This window comes from Pseudomonas sp. 203-8 (genome assembly GCF_020708595.1).
Lineage (GTDB): Bacteria > Pseudomonadota > Gammaproteobacteria > Pseudomonadales > Pseudomonadaceae > Pseudomonas > Pseudomonas aeruginosa.
On sequence record NZ_JAJFDF010000005.1, the window covers coordinates 308,464 to 333,303 of the forward strand.

23 protein-coding genes are annotated in these 24,840 nt (G+C 63.1%); 7 read left to right on the forward strand and 16 right to left on the reverse strand.

Annotated elements, in window-relative coordinates; all coding sequences use genetic code 11:
- The first annotated feature begins 11 nt into the window (after positions 1 to 11).
- The 3 genes from LJF27_RS14045 to LJF27_RS14055 are packed head-to-tail and all read left to right on the forward strand — an operon-like array spanning position 12 to position 4,239.
- Complete coding sequence (locus tag LJF27_RS14045) at positions 12 to 3,488, forward strand: pilus assembly protein (RefSeq protein ID WP_003116264.1); 3,477 nt, start codon at positions 12 to 14, stop codon at positions 3,486 to 3,488.
- Positions 3,489 to 3,490: 2 nt separating this feature from the next.
- On the forward strand, positions 3,491 to 3,817 hold the full coding sequence (locus LJF27_RS14050) for a PilY2 family type 4a fimbrial biogenesis protein (RefSeq protein ID WP_003116266.1): 327 nt from the start codon (positions 3,491 to 3,493) through the stop codon (positions 3,815 to 3,817).
- Positions 3,814 to 4,239, forward strand: a complete 426-nt coding sequence (locus tag LJF27_RS14055) for a type IV pilin protein (protein ID WP_003116267.1) — start codon at positions 3,814 to 3,816, stop codon at positions 4,237 to 4,239. Before LJF27_RS14050 ends, LJF27_RS14055 begins: the two co-directional genes overlap by 4 nt.
- 68 nt (positions 4,240 to 4,307) lie before the next feature.
- Here LJF27_RS14055 and ispH read toward each other — a convergent pair whose 3' ends face one another.
- The 6 genes from ispH to murJ form a co-directional block, all read right to left on the reverse strand.
- On the reverse strand, positions 4,308 to 5,252 hold the full coding sequence (ispH, locus tag LJF27_RS14060) for a 4-hydroxy-3-methylbut-2-enyl diphosphate reductase (RefSeq protein WP_003094724.1): 945 nt from the start codon (positions 5,250 to 5,252) through the stop codon (positions 4,308 to 4,310).
- 85 nt (positions 5,253 to 5,337) lie between these two features.
- Positions 5,338 to 5,778 carry an FKBP-type peptidyl-prolyl cis-trans isomerase gene (fkpB, locus tag LJF27_RS14065; protein WP_003102613.1) on the reverse strand — a complete coding sequence of 147 codons (441 nt, stop codon included), beginning with the start codon at positions 5,776 to 5,778 and terminating at the stop codon, positions 5,338 to 5,340.
- A complete protein-coding gene (lspA, locus tag LJF27_RS14070; protein ID WP_003102615.1) occupies positions 5,771 to 6,280 on the reverse strand; it encodes a signal peptidase II in 510 nt (169 codons plus the stop codon). The genes fkpB and lspA overlap by 8 nt, the downstream gene beginning before the upstream one ends.
- The gene (gene ileS / locus LJF27_RS14075) at positions 6,273 to 9,104 is read right to left on the reverse strand and encodes an isoleucine--tRNA ligase (RefSeq protein ID WP_023116757.1); all 2,832 of its coding nucleotides are present in this window, start codon (positions 9,102 to 9,104) and stop codon (positions 6,273 to 6,275) included. Before ileS ends, lspA begins: the two co-directional genes overlap by 8 nt.
- A gap of 23 nt (positions 9,105 to 9,127) precedes the next feature.
- A complete protein-coding gene (gene ribF, locus LJF27_RS14080; protein ID WP_003102619.1) occupies positions 9,128 to 10,066 on the reverse strand; it encodes a bifunctional riboflavin kinase/FAD synthetase in 939 nt (312 codons plus the stop codon).
- Between the two features lie 96 nt (positions 10,067 to 10,162).
- On the reverse strand, positions 10,163 to 11,701 hold the full coding sequence (gene murJ / locus LJF27_RS14085) for a murein biosynthesis integral membrane protein MurJ (protein ID WP_003102622.1): 1,539 nt from the start codon (positions 11,699 to 11,701) through the stop codon (positions 10,163 to 10,165).
- A gap of 283 nt (positions 11,702 to 11,984) precedes the next feature.
- Here murJ and rpsT point away from each other — a divergent pair, with 283 nt between their 5' ends.
- On the forward strand, positions 11,985 to 12,260 hold the full coding sequence (rpsT, locus tag LJF27_RS14090; protein ID WP_003094744.1) for a 30S ribosomal protein S20: 276 nt from the start codon (positions 11,985 to 11,987) through the stop codon (positions 12,258 to 12,260).
- A gap of 66 nt (positions 12,261 to 12,326) precedes the next feature.
- Here the strand turns inward: rpsT and LJF27_RS14095 are convergent, their stop codons facing one another.
- From LJF27_RS14095 to rplU, 5 genes are all read right to left on the reverse strand, one after another.
- On the reverse strand, positions 12,327 to 12,791 hold the full coding sequence (locus LJF27_RS14095; RefSeq protein ID WP_003094746.1) for a CreA family protein: 465 nt from the start codon (positions 12,789 to 12,791) through the stop codon (positions 12,327 to 12,329).
- Between the two features lie 11 nt (positions 12,792 to 12,802).
- Positions 12,803 to 13,921, reverse strand: a complete 1,119-nt coding sequence (gene proB / locus LJF27_RS14100) for a glutamate 5-kinase (protein WP_003094756.1) — start codon at positions 13,919 to 13,921, stop codon at positions 12,803 to 12,805.
- Positions 13,922 to 13,991: 70 nt separating this feature from the next.
- Entirely contained in the window at positions 13,992 to 15,212 is a 1,221-nt protein-coding gene (cgtA, locus tag LJF27_RS14105; RefSeq protein WP_003094758.1) for an Obg family GTPase CgtA, read from the reverse strand.
- A gap of 141 nt (positions 15,213 to 15,353) precedes the next feature.
- On the reverse strand, positions 15,354 to 15,611 hold the full coding sequence (rpmA, locus tag LJF27_RS14110; protein ID WP_003094760.1) for a 50S ribosomal protein L27: 258 nt from the start codon (positions 15,609 to 15,611) through the stop codon (positions 15,354 to 15,356).
- A gap of 23 nt (positions 15,612 to 15,634) precedes the next feature.
- The gene (rplU, locus tag LJF27_RS14115) at positions 15,635 to 15,946 is read right to left on the reverse strand and encodes a 50S ribosomal protein L21 (protein ID WP_003094761.1); all 312 of its coding nucleotides are present in this window, start codon (positions 15,944 to 15,946) and stop codon (positions 15,635 to 15,637) included.
- A gap of 240 nt (positions 15,947 to 16,186) precedes the next feature.
- On the opposite strand from rplU, the gene LJF27_RS14120 reads away from it, so the two are divergent.
- The 3 genes from LJF27_RS14120 to LJF27_RS14130 all read left to right on the forward strand — a co-directional run bounded on the left by LJF27_RS14120 (position 16,187) and on the right by LJF27_RS14130 (position 19,887).
- Entirely contained in the window at positions 16,187 to 17,155 is a 969-nt protein-coding gene (locus tag LJF27_RS14120; RefSeq protein ID WP_023090849.1) for a polyprenyl synthetase family protein, read from the forward strand.
- Positions 17,156 to 17,292: 137 nt separating this feature from the next.
- Positions 17,293 to 17,517, forward strand: a complete 225-nt coding sequence (locus LJF27_RS14125) for a hypothetical protein (protein ID WP_003094765.1) — start codon at positions 17,293 to 17,295, stop codon at positions 17,515 to 17,517.
- Between the two features lie 342 nt (positions 17,518 to 17,859).
- The gene (locus LJF27_RS14130) at positions 17,860 to 19,887 is read left to right on the forward strand and encodes a c-type cytochrome (RefSeq protein WP_003116270.1); all 2,028 of its coding nucleotides are present in this window, start codon (positions 17,860 to 17,862) and stop codon (positions 19,885 to 19,887) included.
- Positions 19,888 to 19,956: 69 nt separating this feature from the next.
- On the opposite strand, the gene LJF27_RS14135 is transcribed toward LJF27_RS14130, so the two are convergent.
- The 5 genes from LJF27_RS14135 to LJF27_RS14155 all read right to left on the reverse strand — a co-directional run bounded on the left by LJF27_RS14135 (position 19,957) and on the right by LJF27_RS14155 (position 24,828).
- Entirely contained in the window at positions 19,957 to 20,574 is a 618-nt protein-coding gene (locus LJF27_RS14135) for an FKBP-type peptidyl-prolyl cis-trans isomerase (RefSeq protein ID WP_003094769.1), read from the reverse strand.
- An 84-nt stretch (positions 20,575 to 20,658) separates the two neighbouring features.
- On the reverse strand, positions 20,659 to 20,964 hold the full coding sequence (locus tag LJF27_RS14140; protein ID WP_003105116.1) for a DUF6482 family protein: 306 nt from the start codon (positions 20,962 to 20,964) through the stop codon (positions 20,659 to 20,661).
- A 256-nt stretch (positions 20,965 to 21,220) separates the two neighbouring features.
- Positions 21,221 to 21,709: a TIGR00645 family protein gene (locus LJF27_RS14145; RefSeq protein ID WP_003094773.1), complete on the reverse strand. Its 489-nt coding sequence runs from the start codon at positions 21,707 to 21,709 to the stop codon at positions 21,221 to 21,223.
- A 173-nt stretch (positions 21,710 to 21,882) separates the two neighbouring features.
- Positions 21,883 to 22,224, reverse strand: a complete 342-nt coding sequence (locus tag LJF27_RS14150; protein WP_003094775.1) for a hypothetical protein — start codon at positions 22,222 to 22,224, stop codon at positions 21,883 to 21,885.
- A gap of 150 nt (positions 22,225 to 22,374) precedes the next feature.
- Positions 22,375 to 24,828 carry a Lon protease family protein gene (locus LJF27_RS14155; protein ID WP_003105114.1) on the reverse strand — a complete coding sequence of 818 codons (2,454 nt, stop codon included), beginning with the start codon at positions 24,826 to 24,828 and terminating at the stop codon, positions 22,375 to 22,377.
- Between the last annotated feature and the right edge of the window lie 12 nt (positions 24,829 to 24,840).

Here is a 24,840-nt window from a genome sequence, read left to right on the forward strand (position 1 = left end):
GGAGCCAGCGCATGATCCACCAGATTACCCGCGCAGGAAAAAGCCTGCTGGCTGCAGGTTGCACCCTGAGCATCCTGTTCGCCTCTGACAGTTATGCCGCCACGGCCCTGAATGTCAGCCAGCAACCCCTGTTCCTAACCCAGGGCGTTGCTCCCAACCTGCTGTTCACTCTAGATGACTCAGGCAGTATGGCCTGGGCTTACGTGCCCGACGGTATTAGCGGGAATAGCGGCAGAGCGGGACGTTCCAGCGATTACAACGCACTGTACTACAACCCCGATTATGCTTACCAAGTGCCCAAGAAATTGACACTGTCAGGCGATCAGATCATCGTTTCCGACTATCCAGTGCCACGCTTCACAGCAGCCTGGCAGGATGGCTACGCCCAAGGCTCCACCACCAACCTGAGCAATAACTATCGCCCTCAATGGGGAACCGGCTGGCTTGGTTGCATCGATAGCAGCTGCAATACCGGGAGAGCTTATTACTATACTTATAAGGTAAGCGCTAGCTGCCCTGCACAGCCGGTGAGCAGCTCCAACTCCTGTTATACCTACAATGCTCTTCCTACCAGTCAGGAAAGCAACTTTGCGATATGGTACTCCTACTATCGCAACCGCATCCTGGCCACAAAGACCGCTGCCAACCTGGCCTTTTACAGCCTGCCGGAAAACGTGCGTCTCACTTGGGGGGCCCTGAACACCTGTAGCATCGGCGCCAACAGCAGAAGCTGCCAAAACAATGCCCTGCTCCAATTCAACAAGCAGCACAAAATCAATTTCTTCAATTGGCTGGCGAACAGCCCGGCCAGCGGCGGTACTCCTCTGCATGCGGCTCTTGACCGAGCCGGACGCTTCTTGCAAACCAACGGCACAGCTTATACCACCGAAGACGGAAAGACATATTCCTGCCGGGCCAGCTATCACATCATGATGACCGACGGTATCTGGAACGGTCGGAACGTCACCCCCGGCAATCTCGACAACCAGAACCAGACCTTTCCTGATAGCACCCTCTATAGGCCACAGCCCCCTTATGCCGACAGCAATGCCAGCTCATTGGCTGACCTGGCTTTCAAATACTGGACCACAGACTTACGTCCCAGCATCGACAATGACCTGAAGCCTTTCATGGCCTACAAGAGTGGGGACGATTCCAAGGATTACTGGGACCCTCGCAACAACCCAGCCACTTGGCAACACATGGTCAACTTTACTGTTGGCCTAGGTCTTTCCTATTCGCTCACATTGAACTCTGCACCAACTTGGACAGGCAGCACCTTTGGCAACTACGAGGAGTTGATGGCTGGAAGCAAGGCTTGGCCCAGCGTCGGTAACGACGCCGCACCCGGTAACGTCTACGACCTCTGGCATGCAGCTATCAACTCTCGTGGAGACTTCTTTAGCGCGGAATCACCGGACTCTCTGGTTCAGGCTTTCAATAAGATCCTGACACGGATTTCCGAGCGCAACACCTCCTCCTCCAAACCAGCAATGACTTCCGCGCTGCAGGATGACGGAACCGGCGACAAGCTGATCCGCTACAGCTACCAGTCCAGCTTTGCCAGTGACAAGAACTGGGCGGGCGACCTTATACGTTACAAGGTGGAGTCGACTTCCACCGGTTCGACCAAAACCCAGGAATGGAGCGCCGGCGCACTGCTGGACAACCGAGCTCCCGCTACCCGTAATATTTACATCGCCAGCAATAGCGGAACCAACCGCCTTAAGCCTTTCACATGGAGCAATATTGAGGGAAGTCAGTTAGCCACTTGGCTGAACCGCAACCCGGACAAGGACAATCAGGCCGACACCAAAGGAGCACAGCGGGTCGACTTCATCCGTGGCCAGCAGAATATGGATGGATTCCGGCAACGACAGGCGGTGTTAGGGGACATCGTGCACTCGTCTCCAGCCGTGGTCGGACCGGCCCAATACCTCACTTATCTGGCCAACCCCATCGAACCCAGCGGCGACTACGGCACATTCAAGACAGAGGCAGACCAGCGCAGCCCTCGAGTTTATGTTGGATCCAACGATGGCATGTTGCATGGTTTCCACACCAAAACCGGCGTGGAAGAGTTCGCTTTCATCCCTACAGCAGTATTCGAAAAGCTTAACAAGCTTACCGGCATCAGCTACCAGGGCGGTGCCCACCAATATTTCGTCGACGCTACACCGGTCGTCAGCGATGCCTTTTTCGATGGAGCTTGGCACACTGTTCTGATCGGAACGCTTGGTGCTGGAGGTCGCGGCCTGTTCGCACTCGATGTAACCAAGCCGGACGATGTCAAGCTGCTTTGGGAATACGATAGCAGTACCGACTCGGACCTTGGTTACACCTTCTCCAAACCTACCGTAGCCAGACTGCACAGCGGACAATGGGCAGTAGTTACCGGCAACGGCTATGGAAGCGATAATGACAAGGCAGCTTTACTGCTGATTGATTTGAAAAAGGGAACGCTGATCAAGAAGCTGGAAGTCCAAAGCGAGCGCGGAATAGCCAATGGCCTATCGACGCCTCGCCTGGCTGATAACAACAGCGATGGCATTGCTGACTACGCCTATGCTGGCGATCTGCAGGGAAATATCTGGCGCTTCGATTTGATCGGCAATACCCGCAACGACGACCCAGACACAAATACCTCTATCAATCCCTTCAAGCCCGGAGATGTAGATCCTTCTGCTTTCAGAGTATCGTTCAGCGGCGCCCCGCTTTTCCGTGCTCGCGCCGACAACAATACTCGTCAGCCCATCACGGCTCCGCCTACCTTGGTACGCCATCCTAGCCGTAAGGGCTACATCGTCATCGTAGGTACAGGAAAATACTTCGAGGACGATGACGCTCAGGCCGATACCAGCCGAGCCATGACGCTCTATGGTATCTGGGATCGCCAGACCAAGGGCGAAAGCGCAAACAGTACCCCAACCATCGACCGCAACGCCCTCACAGCCCAAACCATGACAACAGAGGCGAACTCCACATTCGGTAGCGTGAACAGGAATATTCGGCTTATTAGCCAAAACCCGGTGAAGTGGTACAAAGACGGAGCAACCGGTACCGCGAACTCGGATGTGGCTAGCTATGGCTGGCGACTGAATCTGGAGGTCAATAGCAGCAAGAAAGGCGAAATGATGATCGAAGATATGTTCGCTGCCGGCCAAGTGCTTCTATTGCAGACCTTGACACCGAACGACGACCCTTGTGACAGCGGCTCTACCAGCTGGACCTACGGCCTCAATCCATATACTGGCGGACGTACCAGTTTCACCGTCTTCGATCTCAAACGTGCGGGTATAGTGGACTCTGGCTCGGATTACAACGGCTCGGTCGTATCCGCCTTCCAACAGGATGGACTAGGTGGCTTGGCCATTACCCAGAACGAACAGCGTCAATCCGAGGCTTGCACTGGTGATGAGTGCATCATCTTCAACCCCAGCGACAAGAGTAACGGACGACAAACCTGGCGGGTCGTCGAGGAGAAATGAACATGAACCCCTTACGTCTTCTCGCCACAGCTCTTGCAGCTCTAGCTCTGGCTTGCCCAACCTTTGCCTTGAGTGCCACGAATACGTTCGAGAATGTGGGCGTGGTCGAGGATGTTCATCCTGCCACCGGTCTGGTAGTAGTCGATGGGCAGACATATCGCTTGCCCAACCGTGTCCAACAACAGGACTCGCCGGTCATATTCTTGGTACGTCAGGGACAGACAGTGTCTTTCTCCGGCAAACTCACCAGCGACCTGCCAGAAATCGAGTCGTTCTACATTATCAAGCAGGCCCCTCTCGTTCCCTTCGGATCGGAGCAGCAACAATGAAGTCGAACAGAGGCTTCACTCTCATCGAGTTGATGATCGTCGTAGTAATCATCGCTATTCTTGCTGGTATCGCCTACCCCAGCTACGACGAATACGTGAAGCGCGGAAATCGCACCGAAGGACAGGCATTACTCAGCGAAGCAGCCGCTACTCAAGAGCGCTATTTTTCACAGAACAATACTTATATCACTACCCAAGCCGACATCGGCAAGCTGCATATGCGCAACACATCGGGCACCACAGTGAAGTCCTCCACAGGCAAATACAGCCTTACCGTCGATACGGTAGCCAACGACGGAGGTTATCGCCTTATCGCCAACCAGGCATTCAACGATCTTGATTGTGGCAACCTGACCTTGACCGCCAACGGCGAGAAAGGCCGGACTGGAAGCAAGAAGAGCGTTGCAGAATGCTGGCGCTAAAGCGCCGAGACAAGAAAAAGGCAAAGCCCGGCATAAGCCGGGCTTTTTCAGGTGCGCAAAAATTCCGATTACAAAGCCTTGACCCGCAGTTCCTTGGGCATCGAGAAGGTAATGTTCTCCTCCCGCCCCTCCAGTTCCTGCTCCTCCGACGCCCCCCACTCGCGTAGCTGGGCGATCACGCCGCGCACCAGCACTTCCGGCGCGGAAGCGCCTGCGGTGATTCCGATGCGACGCACACCGTCGAACCAGCCGCGTTGCATGTCCTCAGCGCCGTCGATCAGGTAGGCCGGCGTGCCCATCCGCTCGGCGAGTTCGCGCAGGCGGTTGGAGTTGGAACTGTTGGGGCTGCCCACCACCAGGACCATGTCGCACTGGTCGGCCAGTTCCTTCACGGCATCCTGGCGGTTCTGGGTGGCATAGCAGATGTCGTTCTTGCGCGGTCCCTGGATCTGCGGGAACTTGGCGCGCAGGGCATCGATGACCTTCGAGGTGTCGTCCATCGACAGGGTCGTCTGGGTCACGTAGTGCAGGGCTTCGGGCTTGCGCACCTCCAGCGCGGCGACGTCGGCCTCGTCCTCCACCAGGTAGATGGCACCACCGTTGCTGGCATCGTACTGGCCCATGGTGCCTTCCACCTCGGGGTGCCCTTCATGCCCGATCAGCACGCATTCGTGGCCGTCGCGGCTGTAGCGCACCACTTCCATGTGCACCTTGGTCACCAGCGGGCAGGTCGCGTCGAAAACCTTCAGGCCGCGCCCCTCGGCTTCCTTGCGGACCGCCTGGGAAACGCCGTGGGCGCTGAAGATGACGATGACGTTGTCCGGCACCTGATCGAGTTCCTCAACGAAGATGGCGCCGCGCTGGCGCAGGTTGTCCACGACGAACTTGTTGTGCACCACCTCGTGACGCACGTAGATCGGCGGGCCGAAGACATCGAGGGCACGGTTGACGATCTCGATGGCGCGATCCACGCCGGCGCAGAAGCCGCGGGGATTGGCGAGTTTGATTTGCATGGCGGTCTCGTGGGCGACGCGGTGATTGGACGAATGAACCTTGCTACCGCCCTCCCCGCTTGGGAAGGGCGCAGCGACCGACGGTTCAGGCCGGCTGGACGTCAATGATCTCGACTTCGAAGGCCAGGGTCTTGCCGGCCAGCGGATGATTGAAGTCGACGGTCACCTGCTGCTCATCGAACGCCTTGACCACGCCCGGCAGTTCGGTCTTGGCCGCGTCGTTGAAGATCACCAGCAGGCCCTCGGCCAGCTCCATGTCCTGGAACTGGTCGCGCGGCATGATCTGCACGTTCTGCGGATTCGGCTGGCCGAAGCCCTGTTCGGGAAGAATGCTCAGGGTCCGCTTGTCGCCAGCCTTCAAGCCGAACAGCGCCTGTTCGAAGCCCGGCAGCAGGTTGCCGTCGCCGACCTTGAACGAGGCCGGCTGCTTGTCGAAGGTGCTGTCGACGACGTTGCCGTCCTCCAGCTTGAGGGCGAAATGCAGGGTGACGCGGCTCTCCTGGCCAATGCGGGTCGACTCAGCCATGGGCGGCTTCTCCGGATTTCTTCGATCTGAACATGTCGAGCGCCAGCATGACGGCGCCGACGGTGATGGCGCTATCGGCCAGATTGAACGCCGGGAAGTACCAGCGGTTCTGCCAGTGCACCAGGATGAAGTCCACCACGTGGCCAAGGACCATGCGGTCGTAGAGGTTGCCCAGGGCGCCGCCGAGCACCAGCGCCAGGGCGATGGCCAACCAGGTCTCGCCTTTCTTCAGGCGTTTCAGCCAGACCACCAGGATCGCGCTGACGACGATGGCGATCAGGGCGAACAGCCAGCGCTGCCAGCCCGAGCTGTCGGCCAGGAAGCTGAAGGCGGCTCCGGTGTTGTAGGCCAGGGTCCAGCTGAACAGATCGGGGATCACCACGATCTGCTGGTACATGCTCAGTTCGGCCTGGAAGAACGCCTTGCTGACCTGGTCGAGGACGAACACCAGCACGGTGATCCACAACCAGGGCAAGCGCCCGAAACGATCGACGTCAGGCATAGTGGCGAACCTCGCCGCTGCCTTCGATGTTCTCGATGCAGCGACCGCACAGGTCAGGATGCGCAGCGTGCTGACCGACGTCCTCGCGATGGTGCCAGCAACGACCGCACTTGGCGTGGGTCGACTTGACCACTTTCAGCTTGAGGCCGGCGACTTCGCTGTCCACCGCGTCGGCCGGAGCCGCCGACAGCGGCGCCAGGGTCGCGGTCGAGGTGATCAGGACGAAGCGTAGCTCGTTGCCCAGCTTGGCCAATTGGGCCTGCAGCGCGTCTTCCGCATACAGGGTGACCTCGGCCTGCAGGTTGCCGCCCACGGCCTTGGCCGCGCGCTGGTTCTCCAGCTCCTTGTTGACCGCGGCCTTCACCGCCATGACCTGCTCCCAGTACTGGCGATTCAGCGTCACGTCGGCCGGCAGTTCGCTGAGGCCGTCGTACCAGGTGGCGAGCATTACCGACTCGGCGCGCTCGCCGGGCAGGAACTTCCAGACTTCCTCGGCGGTGAACGCCAGGATCGGGGCGATCCAGCGCACGAGGGCCTCGGCGATGTGGAACAGTGCGGTCTGGCAGGAGCGCCGGGCGACGCTGTTGGCGCCGGTGGTGTACTGGCGGTCCTTGATGATGTCCAGATAGAACCCGCCCAGCTCCTGTACGCAGAAGTTGTGCACCTTGGAATAGACGTTCCAGAAGCGGTACTCGCGGTACGCCTCTTCGATCTCGCGCTGCAAGAGCAGGGCGCGATCGACCGCCCAGCGATCCAGGGCCAGCATTTCCTGGGGCGGCAGCAGATCCGTGGCCGGATCGAAACCGTTCAGGTTGGACAGCAGGAAGCGCGTGGTATTGCGGATCCGCCGGTAGGCATCGGCGCTACGCTGGAGAATCTGCTGGGATACCGCGATCTCGCCCGAGTAATCGGTCGAAGCCACCCACAGGCGCAGGATGTCGGCGCCCAGGGTATCGATGACGGTTTGCGGCACCACGGTGTTGCCCAGCGACTTGGACATCTTGCGGCCGGACTCGTCGACGGTGAAACCGTGGGTCAGCAACTGGCGGTACGGCGCATAGTTGTCGATCGCGCAGCCGGTCAGCAGCGAGGAGTGGAACCAGCCGCGGTGCTGGTCGGAACCTTCCAGGTAGAGATCGGCGACCGGGCCGCTGGCATGGCCGATCCGGTGGGAACCACGCAGCACGTGCCAATGGGTGGTGCCGGAGTCGAACCAGACGTCCAGGGTGTCGTTGATCTTCTCGTACTGCGCGGCCTCCTCGCCGAGCAGCTCGGCGGCGTCGAGCTTGAACCAGGCTTCGATGCCTTCCTTCTCGACTCGCTGCGCGACCTCTTCCATCAGCTCCACGGTGCGTGGATGCAGTTCGCCACTGGCCTTGTGCAGGAAGAACGGGATCGGTACGCCCCAGTTGCGCTGGCGCGAGATGCACCAGTCGGGACGCCCGGCGATCATTCCGTGCAGACGCGCCTGGCCCCAGCCCGGGACGAATTCGGTCTGGGTGATGGCTTCCAGCGCTCGCTCGCGCAGGGAAGCACCCTGCCTGGGCTGCTTGTCCATGCCGACGAACCACTGCGCGGTGGCGCGATAGATCAGCGGCGTCTTGTGCCGCCAGCAGTGCATGTAGCTGTGATTGATGGTTTCGTGGGCCAGCAGGCTGCCGACCTCTTCCAGCTTGGCCACCACGTTGGGGTTGGCCTTCCAGATGAACTGGCCGCCGAAGAACGGCAACGAGTCGACGTAGACGCCGTTGCTCTGCACCGGGCTGAGGATGTCGTCGTTGCTCATCCCGTAGCGCTTGCAGGTGTAGAAGTCGTCTTCGCCGTAGGCCGGCGATGAGTGGACGATACCGGTGCCGGCGTCGAGGGCCACGTAGTCGGCCAGGTACACCGGCGACAGGCGCTCGTAGAACGGATGGCGGAAGTTAATCAGCTCCAGCGCCTCGCCCTTGGCGGTGGCGACCACCTTGCCCTCGCGCTGGTAGCGCGCCAGGCAGGACTCGACCAGGGCCTCGGCCAGCACCAGGTAGCGATCGCCGGCATCGACCAGCGCGTAGTCGATCTCCGGATGCACGTTCAGTGCCTGGTTGGCCGGGATGGTCCAGGGCGTGGTGGTCCAGATGACGATCTGCGCCGGCTTGTCCAGGGCCGCCAGGCCGAAGGCCGCGGCCAGCTTGTCGGCATCCGCCACCGGGAAGCCAACGTCGATGGTCGGCGACTTCTTGTCGGCGTACTCGACCTCGGCCTCGGCCAGCGCCGAACCACAGTCGAAGCACCAGTTGACCGGCTTCAGGCCCTTGAACACGAAGTCCTGCTTGACCATTTCCGCGAGGGCGCGGATTTCGTTCGCCTCGTTGGCGAAATTCATGGTCTTGTAGGGGTTGTCCCACTCGCCGAGCACGCCCAGGCGGATGAAGTCGGCCTTCTGCCCTTCGATCTGCTCGGCCGCGTATTCGCGGCACAGTTCGCGGGTCTTGTCCGCCGGAAGATTCTTGCCGTGGGTGGTCTCGACCTTGTGCTCGATGGGCAGGCCGTGGCAATCCCAGCCCGGCACATAGGGCGCGTCGTAGCCCGCCAGGGTCTTGGAGCGGACAATGATGTCCTTGAGAATCTTGTTGACCGCGTGACCGATGTGAATGCTGCCGTTGGCGTACGGAGGGCCATCGTGCAGGACGAACTTCGGACGGTCGCCGCCAATGGCCCGCAGCTTCTGGTACAGACCGATGTCGTTCCAGAACTTCAGGGTTTCCGGCTCGCGCTGGGGCAGGCCGGCTTTCATTGGGAAGGCGGTTTCCGGAAGGTTTAGCGTCGCTTTGTAGTCGGTCATCTCAGGGCCTGTTCAGGATCTCTTCAATCAAGCGGTTGGCCCAGCCAGTAGGCCCGGGCGGCGGCGATATCCGCGAGAATCGCCGCCTTGAGTGCCTCCAGGGAGGCAAAACGCTGCTCGTCGCGCAGCTTCTGGTGGAAGGTCACCTGCAGATGCCGGCCGTATAGATCGCCGGCGAAATCGAGCAGGTGCACTTCCAGATGGGGACGGCCGTCGCCGTTCACCGAAGGGCGGGTGCCGATGTTCGCCACCCCCTGGCAACGCTGGCCATCGACCAGCGTACTGACCAGGTAGACCCCGTTCAACGGCGCCTTGCGCCGTTTCAGTTGAATGTTGGCCGTGGGCGAGCCCAGTTGCCGGCCGAGTTTCTGTCCATGCAGGACCCGTCCGCTCAGGCTGAAGGGACGCCCCAGAAGGCGCTCGGCGAGATGCAGGTCGCCCTCGGCCAGGGCCTGGCGGACCCGCGTGCTGCTCACCCGCACACCGTCCAGTTCGACGGTGGTGGCCGCCTCGACGGTGAACCCCTGCTCGCGACTGGCGTTCACCAGGAAGGCGAAGTCACCGGAGCGGTCGCAGCCGAAACGGAAATCGTCGCCCACTTCAAGATGCCGCACCGCCAGTCCATCGACCAGGACCTGGCGGACGAACTCGGCTGCCGACAGCTCGCGCAAGCGGCGGTTGAAGGCCAGGCAGAGCACCACATCGACGCCCTGCCCACGCAGCAACTCGAGTTTCTCGCGCAGGCGGGTCAGGCGCACCGGCGCCGAATCGGGGGAGAAGAACTCGCGCGGCTGCGGCTCGAAAATCACCACGCAGCTGGGCACGCCCAGCTCCAGCGAGCGCTCGCGCAGACGCGCCAGGATAGCCTGGTGCCCGAGGTGGACGCCGTCGAAGTTACCGATGGTGGCGACGCAGCCCCCGGCCAGGGGCTGCAGGTTGTGTAGTCCGCGAAGCAGCTGCATAGCACGCTTATTGCTCAGAAAGTGGTCGATTATACGCGTACCGGGCGCCGGACAACAGGCAAAACGGCATGATCCCGCCGCCAGCCCGGACGCGCTTCACAGCACCGCCCGGCGGGAAAAGTCGCGCAGGCGGAAACCCAGCAGCGCGAGCATACCGAAATAGGCCAGGAGACCGGCAACCACCAGCAGGCCGAGGCGCAGGAATCGCTCCAGCATGGCGCCCTGCTCCCAGGCCGGCAGCCAGTGCATCGTGGCCAGCAGCACCGCCGACATCGCCAGCACCGCGACCACCAGCTTGACCAGGAACTTCGCCCAGCCCGGTTGCGGCAGGTACAGACGCTGCTTGCGCAGTTGCCAGTAGAGCAGGCCGGCATTCAGGCAGGCGGCCAGGCCGATGGACAGGGCCAGGCCGGCATGCTGAAGCGGGCCGATGAAGGCCAGGTTCATCAGTTGGGTGGAAACCAGGGTGAAGAGCGCGATCTTCACTGGCGTACGGATGTTCTGCTGGGCATAGAAGCCCGGCGCCAGAACCTTGACCAGGATGATGCCGAGCAGGCCGACGGAGTAGGCGACCAGCGCGCGCTGGGTCATCGCCGCGTCCACCGTGGTGAACTTGCCGTACTGGAACAGCGAGACGGTCAGAGGTTCGGCGAGGATCGCCAGGGCCAGCGAACACGGCAGCACCAGCAGGAAGCACAGGCGCAGGCCCCAGTCGAGCAGGCGCGAGTACTCATGGCGATCCTTGTTCGAATAGGTCTTCGCCAGCATCGGCAGGAGGATCGTCCCCAGCGCCACGCCCAATACGCCGGAAGGCAGCTCCATCAGGCGGTCGGCGTAGTACATCCAGGACACCGAACCGGCTGCCAGGAACGAGGCGAAGATGGTGTTGATGATCAGCGAGATCTGGCTCACCGAGACCCCCAGGATCGCCGGCAGCATCAGCTTCATCACCCGCCAGACGCCGCTGTCCCTGAGGTTCAGGCGCGGCAGCACGAGCATGCCGATCTTCCTCAGGTGCGGCAGTTGATAGAGGAGCTGCAACAGGCCGCCGGCCAGCACCGCCCAGCCCAGCACCATGACCGGCGGATCGAAATAAGGCGTGAGGAACAGCGCGAAGCCGATCATTGCGACGTTCAGCAGGGTCGGCACGAAGGCCGGCACCGAGAAGCGGTTCCAGGTGTTGAGGATCGCGCCGGCCAGGGACGACAGCGAGATCAGCAATATATAAGGAAAGGTCACCCGCAGCAGGTCGGTGGTCAGGGCGAACTTTTCCGGGGTATCGGCGAAGCCCGGCGCGGTGACCCAGATAACCCAGGGCGCGGCGAGGATGCCGAGCGCCGTGACCAGCGCCAGCACCAGCGTGAGCAAGCCGGAAACGTAGGCGATGAAGGTCCGCGTCGCCTCCTCGCCCTGCTGGTTCTTGTACTCTGCCAGGATCGGCACGAAAGCCTGGGAAAACGCCCCCTCGGCGAAGATCCGCCGCAACAGGTTGGGCAGCTTGAAGGCGACGAAAAAGGCGTCGGTGGCGAGGCCGGCACCGAAGATCCGCGCCAGGATGGTATCGCGGACGAAGCCGAGGACCCGCGACAGCATGGTGATGGAACTCACCGCCGCCAATGATTTGAGAAGATTCATGGATGTCGGGCTGCCGGCATGTCGAAATTGATCCTGTCCAAGACCGCGACCGGCCGGGCCGGTTCATCGCGCGAGTACGCCCTCGCCGCCGAACGGCGGTCCGCAAGGGCGCGCCGAGTGTAGAATGCGCGCCGGAATAAATCACCCGCAAGAAAGCAGGCGACATCCGTCGCCGATCTTTCCGGCCGCATGTGCAGCCCCTTGACAACCCCTGGAGGCGACGGCATTATTCGCGGCCTTAATTTGTTCGCTATTTACCCAGTTTTTTTCGAGGAGCTCGACGGTGGCCAACACACCTTCCGCCAAAAAACGCGCCAAACAGGCTGAGAAGCGTCGCAGCCACAACGCCAGCCTGCGCTCCATGGTGCGCACCTACATCAAGAACGTCGTGAAAGCCATCGACGCCAAGGACCTGGAAAAAGCCCAGGCCGCCTTCACCGCCGCTGTACCGGTGATCGACCGCATGGCTGACAAAGGCATCATCCACAAGAACAAGGCTGCTCGTCATAAGAGCCGTCTGAGCGGCCACATCAAGGCCCTCAGCACCGCTGCCGCCTAAGGCACGCCTTGCTCGAATAAAAAACCGGCCAATGGCCGGTTTTTTATTGCCCGCGACTCGCTCGCTTCAGCGAGCGGTCGGCCATGGCATGAGGGGAATCGCCGTCACCGCGTTCTGCGGACTACCTTCGATCACCCGGTCGCTGTAGACCAGATAGACCAAGGCATTGCGCTTGCGATCGAAGAAGCGCACCACCTGCATGCTTTTGAACACCAGCGAAGTGCGCTGCTTGAACACCTCTTCGCCATCCTTGAGTTCGCCACTGAACTGGATCGGCCCCACCTGGCGACAGGCGATCGACGCCTCGGCGCGATCCTCCGCCAGCCCCAGGCCGCCCTTGACCCCACCGGTCTTGGCGCGCGACAGATAGCAGGTCACGCCCTGCACCTTGGGATCGTCGAAAGCCTCGACGACAATCTTGTCGTTCGGCCCGACCCACTTGAACACCGTGGAAACCTCGCCGATCTCCTCCGCCCCGGCAAGCGCCGGCAACAGCAGCAGACCACCCAGCAACCCCGCGAGCTTGCGCATTCGCCCTCTCCTCAGACCAGAACCAGATTGTCGCGATGCACCAGCTCCGGCCCATCCACGTAGCCGAGCAAGGCCTCGATGGCATCCGTCGGCTGACCGAGGATCTTCTGCGCCTCCAGCGCACTGTAGTTGACCAGGCCGCGCGCCACTTCGCGCCCGCCCTGGTCCACACAGACCACCATCTCGCCGCGACGGAAGCTGCCCTGGACCGCCTTGACCCCAACCGGCAACAGGCTCTTGTGATCCTGGCTCACCGCCTTCACCGCCCCATCGTCCAGCACCAGGGTGCCGCGCATCTGCAAGTGGCCGGCCAGCCATTGCTTGCGCGCCGCCTTGCGACTGCGATCAGGGGTCAACAGGGTGCCGAGGCGTTCGCCGGCGCGCAGGCGGTCGAGGACACGCTCGATACGCCCGCCGACGATCACCGTATGCCCGCCGGAACGCGCCGCCAGGCGCGCCGCCCGCAGCTTGGTCTGCATTCCGCCGCGCCCCAGGGCGCCGGCACTGCCGCCGGCCACCGCATCGAGCTGCGGATCATCGGCACGCGCCTCGTAGATCAGTTGGGCATCGGGATTGTTGCGCGGATCGGCGTCGAACATCCCGTCGCGATCGGTAAGGATCACCAGCAGGTCGGCCTCGACCAGGTTGGCCACCAGTGCCGCCAGGGTGTCGTTGTCGCCGAAGCGGATCTCGTCGGTGACCACCGTGTCGTTCTCGTTGATCACCGGGACCACGCCCAGCTCGACCAGGGTCCGCAGGGTGCTGCGGGCGTTCAGGTAGCGCTTGCGGTCGGAGAGGTCGTCATGGGTCAGCAACACCTGGGCGGTCTGCAGGCCATGCAGGGCGAAGCTGGACTCCCAGGCCTGCACCAACCCCATTTGCCCCACCGAGGCGGCGGCCTGGAGTTCGTGCATCGCGCTAGGTCGGGACACCCAGCCCAGGCGGCTCATACCGGCGGCGACGGCGCCGGACGACACCAGCACCAGCTCGATGCCGGCGCAATGCAGCGCCACCATCTGCTCGACCCAAACGGCCATGGCATTGCGATCCAGCCCACGGCCATCGGCCGTCAGCAGGGCGCTACCGATCTTCACCACCCAGCGCCGCGCGCCAGTCACCTTGTCCCGCATACCCTCAACCTTAGAAGCCCAGGCTTCGACTCTTCAGCCCCGCCGGCCCGCCCGGCGGGGTATCACGCCATCAGGGAACGTAGAAGATCTCCGGACCGTCGCCGTCATCTTCCTCATCATCGAAATCATCGTCATCCACCGCACCGGCGTTCTTCAGACCCGAACGCCGCAGCGCGCGCGCATCGTCCAGGGCCTGCAGACGGGCCCGCGCCTCGTCCTCGATACGCCGGTCGAGTTCGGCCAGTTCCTCGGCATACTGCGGATCTTCTTCCAGGCGCAGGGTACGCTCGTCGAGATAGCGCATGATGTCCTGGCTGAGCGCCTCGGTGCCATCGCGCTCCAGGGCGGAGATCACATAGACCGGGCCTTCCCAGCCCAACCGCTCGATCACCGCCTGCTTGCGCGCCTCGCGCTCGGCCGGATCGAGGATCTGGTCCATCTTGTTCAGCACCAGCCAGCGCTCGCGCTCGGTCAGCGCCGGACTGAAGCGACCCAGCTCGCGAACGATGACCTCGGCGGCATCGGCCGGATCGCTTTCGTCCAGCGGCGCCATGTCCACCAGATGCAGGAGGATGCGGGTCCGCGCCAGATGCTTGAGGAAGCGGATGCCCAGCCCGGCGCCTTCGGCGGCACCTTCGATCAGGCCGGGAATGTCGGCGACCACGAAGCTCTTGTAGCGACCGACACTGACCACGCCGAGGTTCGGCACCAGGGTGGTGAACGGATAGTCGGCCACCTTCGGCTTGGCCGCGGACACTGCGCGGATGAAAGTGCTCTTGCCGGCATTCGGCAGTCCCAGCAGGCCGACGTCGGCCAGCACCTTCAGTTCCAGCTTGAGGTCGCGCGCCTCACCCGGCTTGCCCGGGGTGGTCTGGCGCGGCGCCCGATTGGTACTGGATTTGAAACGAGTGTTACCGAGGCCGTGCCAGCCGCCCTGAGCGACCATCAGCCGCTGACCGGGCTCGGTCAGGTCGCCGATGATTTCCTGGGTATTGGCGTCGATCACGGTGGTACCGACCGGCACCGGCAGGATCAGGTCGTCGCCCTTGGCCCCGGTGCAGTCCTTGCTGCCGCCGTTCTCGCCGCGCTGGGCATCGAAACGGCGGGTGTAGCGATAGTCGACCAGGGTGTTCAGGTTGACGTCGGCTTCCAGGTAGATGGAACCGCCGTCGCCACCGTCGCCGCCGTTGGGACCGCCCTTTTCGATGAACTTCTCGCGACGAAAGCTCATGAGGCCATTGCCGCCGTCACCGGCTTTCACGTGGATTGATACTTCATCGACGAATTTCATGGATATGCCTCCCACCACGAGGGCGGGTTAACAGAAAAAAACATAGGATACAGGATGCCCCGAAAGCAGGGCATGGCCGGAAGCCGGCGCAGAAACAAAAAAGCCCCGTCGCGAGACAGGGCTTTTTCAGCGAGCTATTGCTTAGGCAGCAACGATGCTCACGTATTTGCGACCAAAGGCGCCTTTGGTCTCAAACTTGACCACGCCGTCCACTTTCGCGAACAGGGTGTGGTCCTTGCCCAGGCCAACGCCGTAACCGGCGTGGAATTTGGTGCCGCGCTGACGAACCAGGATGTTGCCAGCCTTTACAGCCTGGCCGCCGAACAGTTTCACGCCAAGGCGTTTACTTTCTGAGTCGCGGCCGTTGCGGGTAGAACCGCCAGCTTTTTTGTGTGCCATGAGTCATATCCTCCAGAAAGGAATTAGGCCTGAATGCCGGTGATCTTGATTTCAGTGAACCACTGGCGGTGGCCCTGACGCTTCATGTGGTGCTTACGACGGCGGAACTTGATGATGCGGACCTTGTCGTGACGGCCGTGGGAAACCACTTCAGCGGTAACCTTCGCACCTTCGACGACCGGCAGGCCGATTTTCACGTCTTCGCCATTGGCAACCAGCAGGACGCGGTCGAAATCGATCGCTTCGCCGGTAGCGACGTCGAGTTTCTCGACCTTGAGGAATTCGCCTTCGGTGACTTTGTGCTGCTTGCCACCGGTAACAATCACTGCGTACATGTGTATCTCCGTTAAACCTGCTCACCCGACGCTTTATAGAAGTAGGAATCGGCCGGCATGGCTGCATGGGGTCGGATCGGACGCCCGTGCAATTGCGTAAGGCAGGGTATGCCAAGGAAGTTCAGGGCCCGCGATTGTACGGAAAGGTCCAGGCCGAGGCAAGTGCCACGGGCCTTTCCTTGACAGTCCCCCCCCTGCCACCTAGCATGCCGCGCAATCTTTGTGGAGCTATTGTCACTGATGCAACCCCAGGCCTTCTACCGCGTGGTGGCGGAAGATTTCACCGCCGTCGACGGGATCATCCGTCGCCAACTCACCTCCCGCGTTCCCCTGGTGGAAAAGATCGGCGACTACATCATCTCCGCCGGCGGCAAGCGCCTGCGCCCGCTGCTGGTCCTGCTCGCCGGCAAGACCCTGGGCTACAAGGGCGACGACCTCTGCCTGCTGGCCGCCACCATCGAATTCCTGCACACCTCCACTCTGCTGCACGACGACGTGGTCGACGCCTCCGGCCTGCGCCGCGGCCGCTCCACCGCCAATGCCCTGTGGGGCAACGCGCCGAGCGTGCTGGTAGGCGACTTCCTTTATGCCCGCTCCTTCGAAATGATGGTCGAGCTGGGTTCCATGCCGGTCATGCGCATCATATCCCAGGCCACCCGGGTGATCGCCGAGGGCGAAGTGCTGCAATTGTCCAAGGTACGCGACGCCAGCACTACCGAAGAGACCTACATGGAAGTGATCCGCGGCAAGACCGCGATGCTTTTCGAGGCCTCGACCCACAGCGCCGCCGCGCTGTGCCAGGTCGGCGAGGAACAGTCCGAGGCACTGCGCCGCTTCGGCGACTACCTGGGAATCGCCTTCCAGCTGGTGGACGACCTGCTCGACTACCGCGGCGACGCCGCGACCCTCGGCAAGAACGTCGGCGACGACCTCGCCGAAGGCAAGCCCACCCTGCCGCTGATCGTCACCATGCGCGACGGCACCGAGGAACAGGCCGCGCTGGTACGCAAAGCCATCCAGCAAGGTGGCAGCCAGGACCTGGAGAGCGTCTGTGCCGCCGTCGAGGCAGCCGGCGCCCTGGACTATACCGCCAACCTCGCCCGCGACTACGCCGCCCGCGCCATCGCCTGCCTGGATACGCTGCCGGACAACGAATACCGCTCCGCCCTGGTCGAACTCAGCGAATTCGCTGTCGCCCGAACCCACTGAACCGGGCTCGACTTGTGACGAACGCCGCCGTTTTCACGGCGGCGTTTTCGTTTTGCGACGAAAGGCACGATCAAGACTTGCTATTACGATAATAAGAATTATTCTCATCTCACAGTCTTGTCACGGAGATGAGCGCCATGACTTATTTGATCGATGCCTGGCTTGATCGGCCACACCCCTACCTGCGGATCCTGCACCGGGAAACCGGGGAAATCTGCGCAGTCCTGGAAGAAGACGCGCTGGACGAACTGCGTGACCAGGGCGGCCTTGACCTGCACGAGTTGAACTCGAGCGAACCGCTGATCCTCAAGGAGCTGGTACGCAACCTGTTCCTCTTCTGCTACGCCCGCGCCCTGCGCTGAGCCTTTGCGATGACGCCAGGACGCGTCATCCGTGCGCCGCTGCCCGGGAGGCGGATCGCACGAACGGAGGCAAAGGCGCCTCCGGCCGGTTCCGGGAAGGTCACGGACGACCTTCCCGGAGTCACTTTCCTCATGTCCCGGTCTTTCCGCAACGCCTCGCCCGAGCACGCCGGCAGCTCCTCGCCGCGACAGGGATTCCTGCCTGATCCACATCAAGCCGACCTCGCCTGAAAGCCGTTACAACAGCGGCGTGACCGTCGTCCTGTCGACGGCCGCATAACGAAAAAAAGAATGGACCGTGGCCGAGGGGACCGCCCCAGGCCTACGCCTAAGGATGAGGAAATGCCTGCTTCTTTCCCGCGCCTCGGCTTGCTCGGCGCGCTGTGCTCCATCGTTCCCCTGCTCCATGCCAGCGAACCGACCACGGACGCTGCGCTCATCGAAAAAGGCCGCTACGTGGCCCAGCTCGGCGACTGCATCGCCTGCCATACCGGCCCGCAGGGCGCGCCGATGGCCGGCGGCCTGGAGCTGAAGACGCCAATGGGTACCATCTACTCGACCAACATCACTCCCGACCGGGAGACCGGCATCGGCCGCTACAGCTTCGAAGAGTTCGACCGCGCCATGCGCAAGGGGGTGACCGCCGAGGGAGTGAATCTCTATCCGGCGATGCCCTACCCGTCCTACGCCAAGATCAGCGAAGAAGACATGCGTGCGCTGTACGCCTACCTGATGCACGGCGTGCAACCCGTCACCCAGGCGAATACGCCGAGCGCGATGAGCTGGCCGTTCAACCAGCGCTGGGGCCTGTCGCTGTGGAACTGGGCGTTCCTCGACGACGCGCCGTTCATCCCCTCCAGCGACGCGGACCCGGCGATCAACCGCGGCGCCTACCTGGTACAGGGGCTCGGTCACTGCGGCGCCTGCCATACTCCGCGCGGCATCGCCTTCCAGGAAAAAGCCATGAGCGAAGCCGGTCGTTCCGGGCAGTTCTACCTCGCCGGAGAAACCGTCGAACAATGGCAAGCCCTGAGCCTGCGCAACCTGTGGACGGTGGAGGACACCGTGCAGTTGCTGAAGACCGGGCAGAACCGCTTCGCCACGGTGTCCGGCAGCATGACCGATGTCATCCACCACAGCACCCAGCACTTCAGCGACGACGATCTGCTGGCCATCGCCAGCTACCTGAAGTCCCTGCCGGCCGGCAAGGACGACCTGCCCATGCCCGACAGCGAACGCCCACTGGCAGCACCGGTCGACCTGTACAGCTCGCGGGGCGGTCTCGGCTACGCGCAGTTCTGCTCCGACTGCCACCGCAAGGACGGCAGCGGCGTCCCGGGCATGTTCCCGCCGCTGGCCGGCAACCCCACGGTCGCTTCGGCCAACCCGAGCACGCTACTGCATATCACCCTTACCGGTTGGAAAACCGCGCAGACCGCAACCCACTCGCGGGTCTACACCATGCCCGGCTTCGCCCAGCTGGAAGACCGCGAAATCGCCGAGATCCTCAGCTTCGTCCGCAGCAGTTGGGGCAACCAGGGTTCGTCGATCGATGCCGGCCAGGTGAAGAAACTGCGCCAGCGGATCGAGGCCGGCAACGGCCCGGCCACGACCTTCGTCTCTCCACGCCTGGCGGACATGCTCGCGGCGCCGAACGCCGAACAGGTGGTACGCGGCATGCGCCTGCACCTGGAGACCCGCGAGCTGCTGCCGGCGAACGTCGGCAACCAGTTGAACTGCACCAGTTGCCACCTGAACGCCGGAACCGTAGCCGACGGCTCGCCCTTCGTCGGCGTCTCGGCGTTCTTCCCCAGCTACGCGCCCCGGGCGGGCAAGGTCATCGGCCTGGAGGAACGCATCAACGGCTGCTTCCGGCGCTCGATGAACGGTAAGCCTCTGCCACCGGACTCTGCCGACATGCAGGCGATGGTGGCCTACTTCGACTGGATGAAGAACAACACCCGGCCGCAGGACAAGGTCGCCGGCCGCGGCGTCGGCAAGGTCGACCCGGCGCTGAAGCCCGACCCGGAGAACGGCCGCAAGGTCTACGCCCGACAATGCGCGGTGTGTCATGGCGAGAATGGCGAGGGGCTGAGGAACAGCGCCGGCGAGATGCTCTTCCCACCGCTGTGGGGCGACGAGTCGTTCAATATCGGCGCCGGCATGGCGCGGACCTTCACCGCTGCCGCCTTCGTCAAGCACAACATGCCGATCGGCTTCCAGGAACGCTTCCCGCTCGGCCAGGGCGGCCTCAGCGACCAGGACGCAGTGGACGTCGCGGAGTACTTTTCGCACCAGCCGCGCCCGGACTTCCCGGACAAGATCAAGGACTGGCCGAAGGACAAGCGTCCGCTGGATGCCCGCTACTGATGCCGCAATGAAAAACGCCCCGTCGATGCGTCGACGGGGCGTTTCGCTCCTTCCTGGGGCCGATGCGCCTCAGAGGATTTCCAGCAGTTCGACGTCGAACACCAGCACGCTGTGCGGGGGAATGCTGCCGACCGCCTGGCCGCCATAGGCCAGTTCGCTCGGTACGTGCAGGCGCCACTTGGAGCCGGCGTTCATCAGTTGCAGCGCTTCGACCCAGCCGGCAATCACGCCGCCCACCGGGAACTCGGCCGGCTGGCCGCGCTGGTAGGAGCTGTCGAATACGGTGCCGTCGATCAGGGTGCCGTGGTAGTGGGTGCGCACGGTATCCTCGCGGGAAGGCTTGGCGCCCTCGCCAGTGCTCAGCACTTCGAACTGCAGGCCCGAGGGCAGCACGGTCACGCCTTCGCGCTTGGCGTTCTCGGCCAGGTAGGCGCGGCCTTCGCCAGCGGCGGCTTCGGCCTTGGCCTGGGCTTCGGCCTGCATGCGCTCGCGGATCACCTGGAAGCTGGCCGACAGCGCCTCGCCGGAAACCCGGCTGTCGATACCTGCGAACGCATCGGACAGGCCGGCCAGGACTGCGTCCAGGGTCATGCCCGGAACCGGGTTCTCGCGCAGTTGGTCGCCCAGTTGACGGCCGATGCCGTAGCTGACACGGGCTTCGTCAGTGGTCAGGTTGAGTTCGCTCATGGCGCTGCTCCGCTGTGGGGTCGAAAAAGGGCGGCCAGCCTAGCACAGAAGGCCCTTCCCCCCTACCAGCGCAGCCGCTTGTGCTCAACCCTGGCGGATCGACAGCGGCAGCCCGCCGATAAACGAACCCGACTCGGCCAGGAGTCCACACATCTCGTCATCGACATCGGCGCACACCAACTCCACCGGAACCCTGTCCAGCCCGCGCAGTACCTGGCGCGCATGCTCCACGGAGCGCAGGCTGACCGGCTGGCCGAGATCGTCCTCCACCGGATAGGCGCGGTCGCCCATCTGCGCCTCCAGGACATAGATGCCGCCCTCCAGCGACACCAGGTGCAAGGCGTCGATATGTCCGGCCTGGACCCGGCCGGCGAGATCCTGCATGTTCATCGCGAACCTCTCGAGGTTGCGCAGGCAGCGGAAGCCAACAGGTTTCCGCCAACCGCATCGGTCCCGACAGCGCCGGCCCGATTCCCGGCATCGTCCGGCCGGCAGGCCCCGACGATGCGAAGGACGCCCGCTCCCGGCGTCCGCCCGATATCACAGGAAAGTCTTGCCCAGGCGGCAGGCAACGCAAGCCGGAAACGCCGCCGCCCGTCCGTTTTACAACGGCCGGGCGGCGCGAGCGAAACACTGGAGAGGGTCGTCAGTGACGGGTCTGCTTATCCAGGTAGCCCATGGCGAACGCCGAGAGCACGAAGGTCATGTGGATGATCACGTACCACATCAGCTTGTTGTCCGGCACATTCTTCGCGTCCATGAAGATGCGCAACAGGTGGATCGAAGAGATCGCCACGATGGAGGCGGCCACCTTGTTCTTCAGCGAGCCGGAATCCATCTTGCCCAGCCAGCTGAGCTTTTCCTTGCCTTCGTCGATGTCCAGTTGCGAAACGAAGTTCTCGTAGCCGGAGATCATCACCATGACCAACAGGCCGCCAACCAGAGCCATGTCGATCAGTGAGAGCAGGACCAGGATCAGGTCGGCCTCGGCCATCGCGAAGATGTTCGGGATGACGTGGAATATTTCCTGGAAGAACTTGATGGTCAACGCCAGCAGCGCCAGCGACAGGCCCATGTAGATGGGAGCCAGCAGCCAGCGCGAGGCGTACATGGCGTTTTCGAAAAAGCGTTCCATGGTCTCTTGTGTGTATGTGCAGGGGAAAATGGGGCGGCGAGTATAACGCAGCGGCCGGCGGTTTTTATCCAGAAAATCTGTGGATAAATATGTGCACCGAGCCGGGATGGATCCCGCCAGCGATGATGGCACGGGGCCTCGGCCGGATTGCTCAGGCTTTGCCCAGGCGCCGCTCAGGATTCCGGGCGAAACAGGTAGTCGCCGACATGCGGCCGTCGTTCGCCATTGAGTCGGCGCAGTTCGCCCTGCAGGTGCAGGCGCCAGATCGGCGGGTCGACGGCTTCGATATAGCCTTGCTGGGCCAGGCAGTCGGCAATCGCCTGCAACACCCCTTCGGCCACCAGCGGTCCGTGGAAGGGGCCCTGGGCCTTGATCGCCGAAGGCTGGGAGCCGGACATGCCGGCGGCGCAAAGCAGGGTCCAGAGTCCGTTCTCTCCGGCCAGCGGCCTGACCACGCATTCGATTCGCGTGGTCAGCCCCAGACAAGGGCGGATGAGGCAGAGGTTACGCGGCATGGCGGCATCCTCACGGGGGTTCCCAGTTTTGAGCCTACACCTGCCGCCAGGTTCCGCATAGCGCCGGCGGGAACTTGTCCACAGGGCTGAAACGCACGAGGGCGGGGCTTTCCAGCCCCGCCCTCGACAGGTTCCGACAGCGCGCCAGGCTCAGTCCTTCTTCGCCGCGGCCTTGTCCTTCGCCACGACGGTCTCTTTCTCCGCCGGCTTGTCCTTTTCCTTGTCGTCCTCTTCCATGCCGAGTTCGGATATCTCCTGCAAGCGCGCCACGACCAGATCGTTCACGCTGCCTTTCGGGAAGCGTCCCTTCTCGTCCTGGGCACCGACCGGCTTGCCCACCAGCAGCGCCAGCGCCTCGTCCACCTCGCGCACCGCGTAGACGTGGAACTGCCCGGCGCGCACCGCCTGCAACACGCGCTCGTCGAGCATCAGGGTAGTGACGTTGGCGCGCGGGATGATCACACCCTGTTCGCCGGTCAGGCCGCGCGCTTCGCAGAGGCGGAAGAAGCCCTCGATCTTCTCGTTGACGCCGCCGACCGCCTGCACCTCGCCGAACTGGTTGATCGAGCCGGTAATGGCGAAGCACTGCTTCAAGGGCGTCCGCGACAGCGCCGAGATCAGCGTGCAGACCTCGCCCAGCGAGGCGCTGTCGCCGTCCACGTAGCCGTAGGATTGTTCCAGGGCGATGCTGGCGGAGATTTCCAGGGGGAACTCCTGGGCGTAGCGGCTACCCAGGTAGCCGGTAAGGATCATCACGCCCTTGGAGTGGATCGGCTGGCCGAGGTTGACTTCGCGCTCGATATCGACGATGCCGCTGCTGCCCGGATAGACGGTCGCGGAAATCCGCGCCGGCACGCCGAACACCGAGTCGCCCACCTCCAGCACGGTCAGTCCGTTGCACTTGCCGACCGCGGCGCCAGCGGTGTCGATCAGGATGATCCCCGCCAGCATGTCGTCGAGGATCCGCGCCGACACCCGTCCGGTGCGGGTCTGCTTGGCCTTGAGGGCACGCTCGATGTGGCCGAGCTGGATCACCTCCTCGTTCGCCAGCTGACGGATGAAATCGGCTTCGCTGACCAACTGGAACAGATCGCCGATCCGTGCCGAAAGCCGCCCCTGGTGCTCGGCCAGGCGCGCGCTGTAGGTCGCCAGTCGCGCCACCGCCGCGCCGCTGAGGGGCGCCATGCCCTCTTCCGAGGTGCGCGTCTTGAGCAACTGGGCGAACTGTTCGAGGCTGTCCTCGCCCAGCGGGATGTCCTCGTCGAAGTCCACCAGCACCCGGAACATCTCCTGGAAGTCCGGATCGAGGTCCTGCAGGGTGTAGTAGATCTGCCGCGAGCCGATGATGATCACCTTCAGTTGCAGCGGGATCACCTGGGGGGTCAGGGAAACCGCAGCCAGGCGGCCGAGTTCGGCCAGCGGCGACTCCATCTTCAACTGGCGCGACTGCAGGGCACGCTTGAGCGCGTCCCAGACGAACGGCTCGCCAAGCATCTTTTCCGCTTCCAGGATCAGGAAGCCGCCGTTGGCCCGGTGCAGCGCCCCCGGACGCAACTGCCGGTAGCTGGTGTAGAGCGCCCCCTGGTCCGAGCTGTACTCGATGCGGCCGAACAGGTTGTCGTAGGTCGGGTGCGACTCGAACACCACCGGCGCGCCGCTGGTCGCGTGGTGGACGATGGCCTGGTTCGGCGCGTACTGCTCGATCAGCCCTTGCTTGCGCTGGGCGTCGGTGCGGCTGTCGTCGACCAGTTGGTCGACCACGGTCTTCAGCAGGTTCAGTTGCATCGCCTGCAGGTAGGCGCAGACGCCCGGGTTGTTGTTGTACTTCTCCACCAGAGGCGCCAGCAGGGGCTGCAGGGCCAGGGTGATGGTTTCCTCGTTGAGCTCGCGCAACTGGTTGCTCGACTCGCGCTTCCACTGCGGCAGGCTCGCCAGTTCCTCGTTGAGGTACTCCTCGAGGGCGGCGATATCCTTGTGGAAACGCTCGCGCTCGGCTTCGGGCAACTGGGCGAATTCGGCCTCGTCGAGGGCCTTGCCGTCCTTCATCGGGGTGAAGGCGACGTTGGCGCTGTCGCGGTACAGCGCCACGTCCTTCTCCAGGGCGCGCCGCTCCACCGAGTCCAGGGCGCGGTCGTAGCGCTGGTTGAAAGCGCGGTCGACGGCGTTCTTCTTCTGCTGGTAGGCCGGATGCTCGAAGACCGCCGGGAAGGTCGACATCAGGTTGTCGATCAGACGGTCGATGTCGGCGCTGAATTCGGTCGCGCTGCCCGGCGGCAGCTCGATCACCCGAGGTTCGCGCGGCTCGTCGAAATTGTTCAGGTAGACCCAGTCGGAGGGCGTGGCGACGCGCTTGCCCTCGGCTTGCAGATAGCGTTTGACGAAGGAGAAGCGTCCGGTCCCCGGCTCGCCCATGACGAATACGTTGTAACCCGGACGCGGCATCGCCACACCGAACTGCAGCGCCTCGACCGCACGCTCCTGGCCCAGCACGCCGCGGAAGGGCTCCAGGTCATCGGTGGTGTCGAAGGCGAATTGCTCGGGAGCGAACGGGCGGGTCAGTTCTTCTGGCGCCAGGCGCAGGCCGGCAGCGACGGAATCGGGCATCGGGAATCCTTG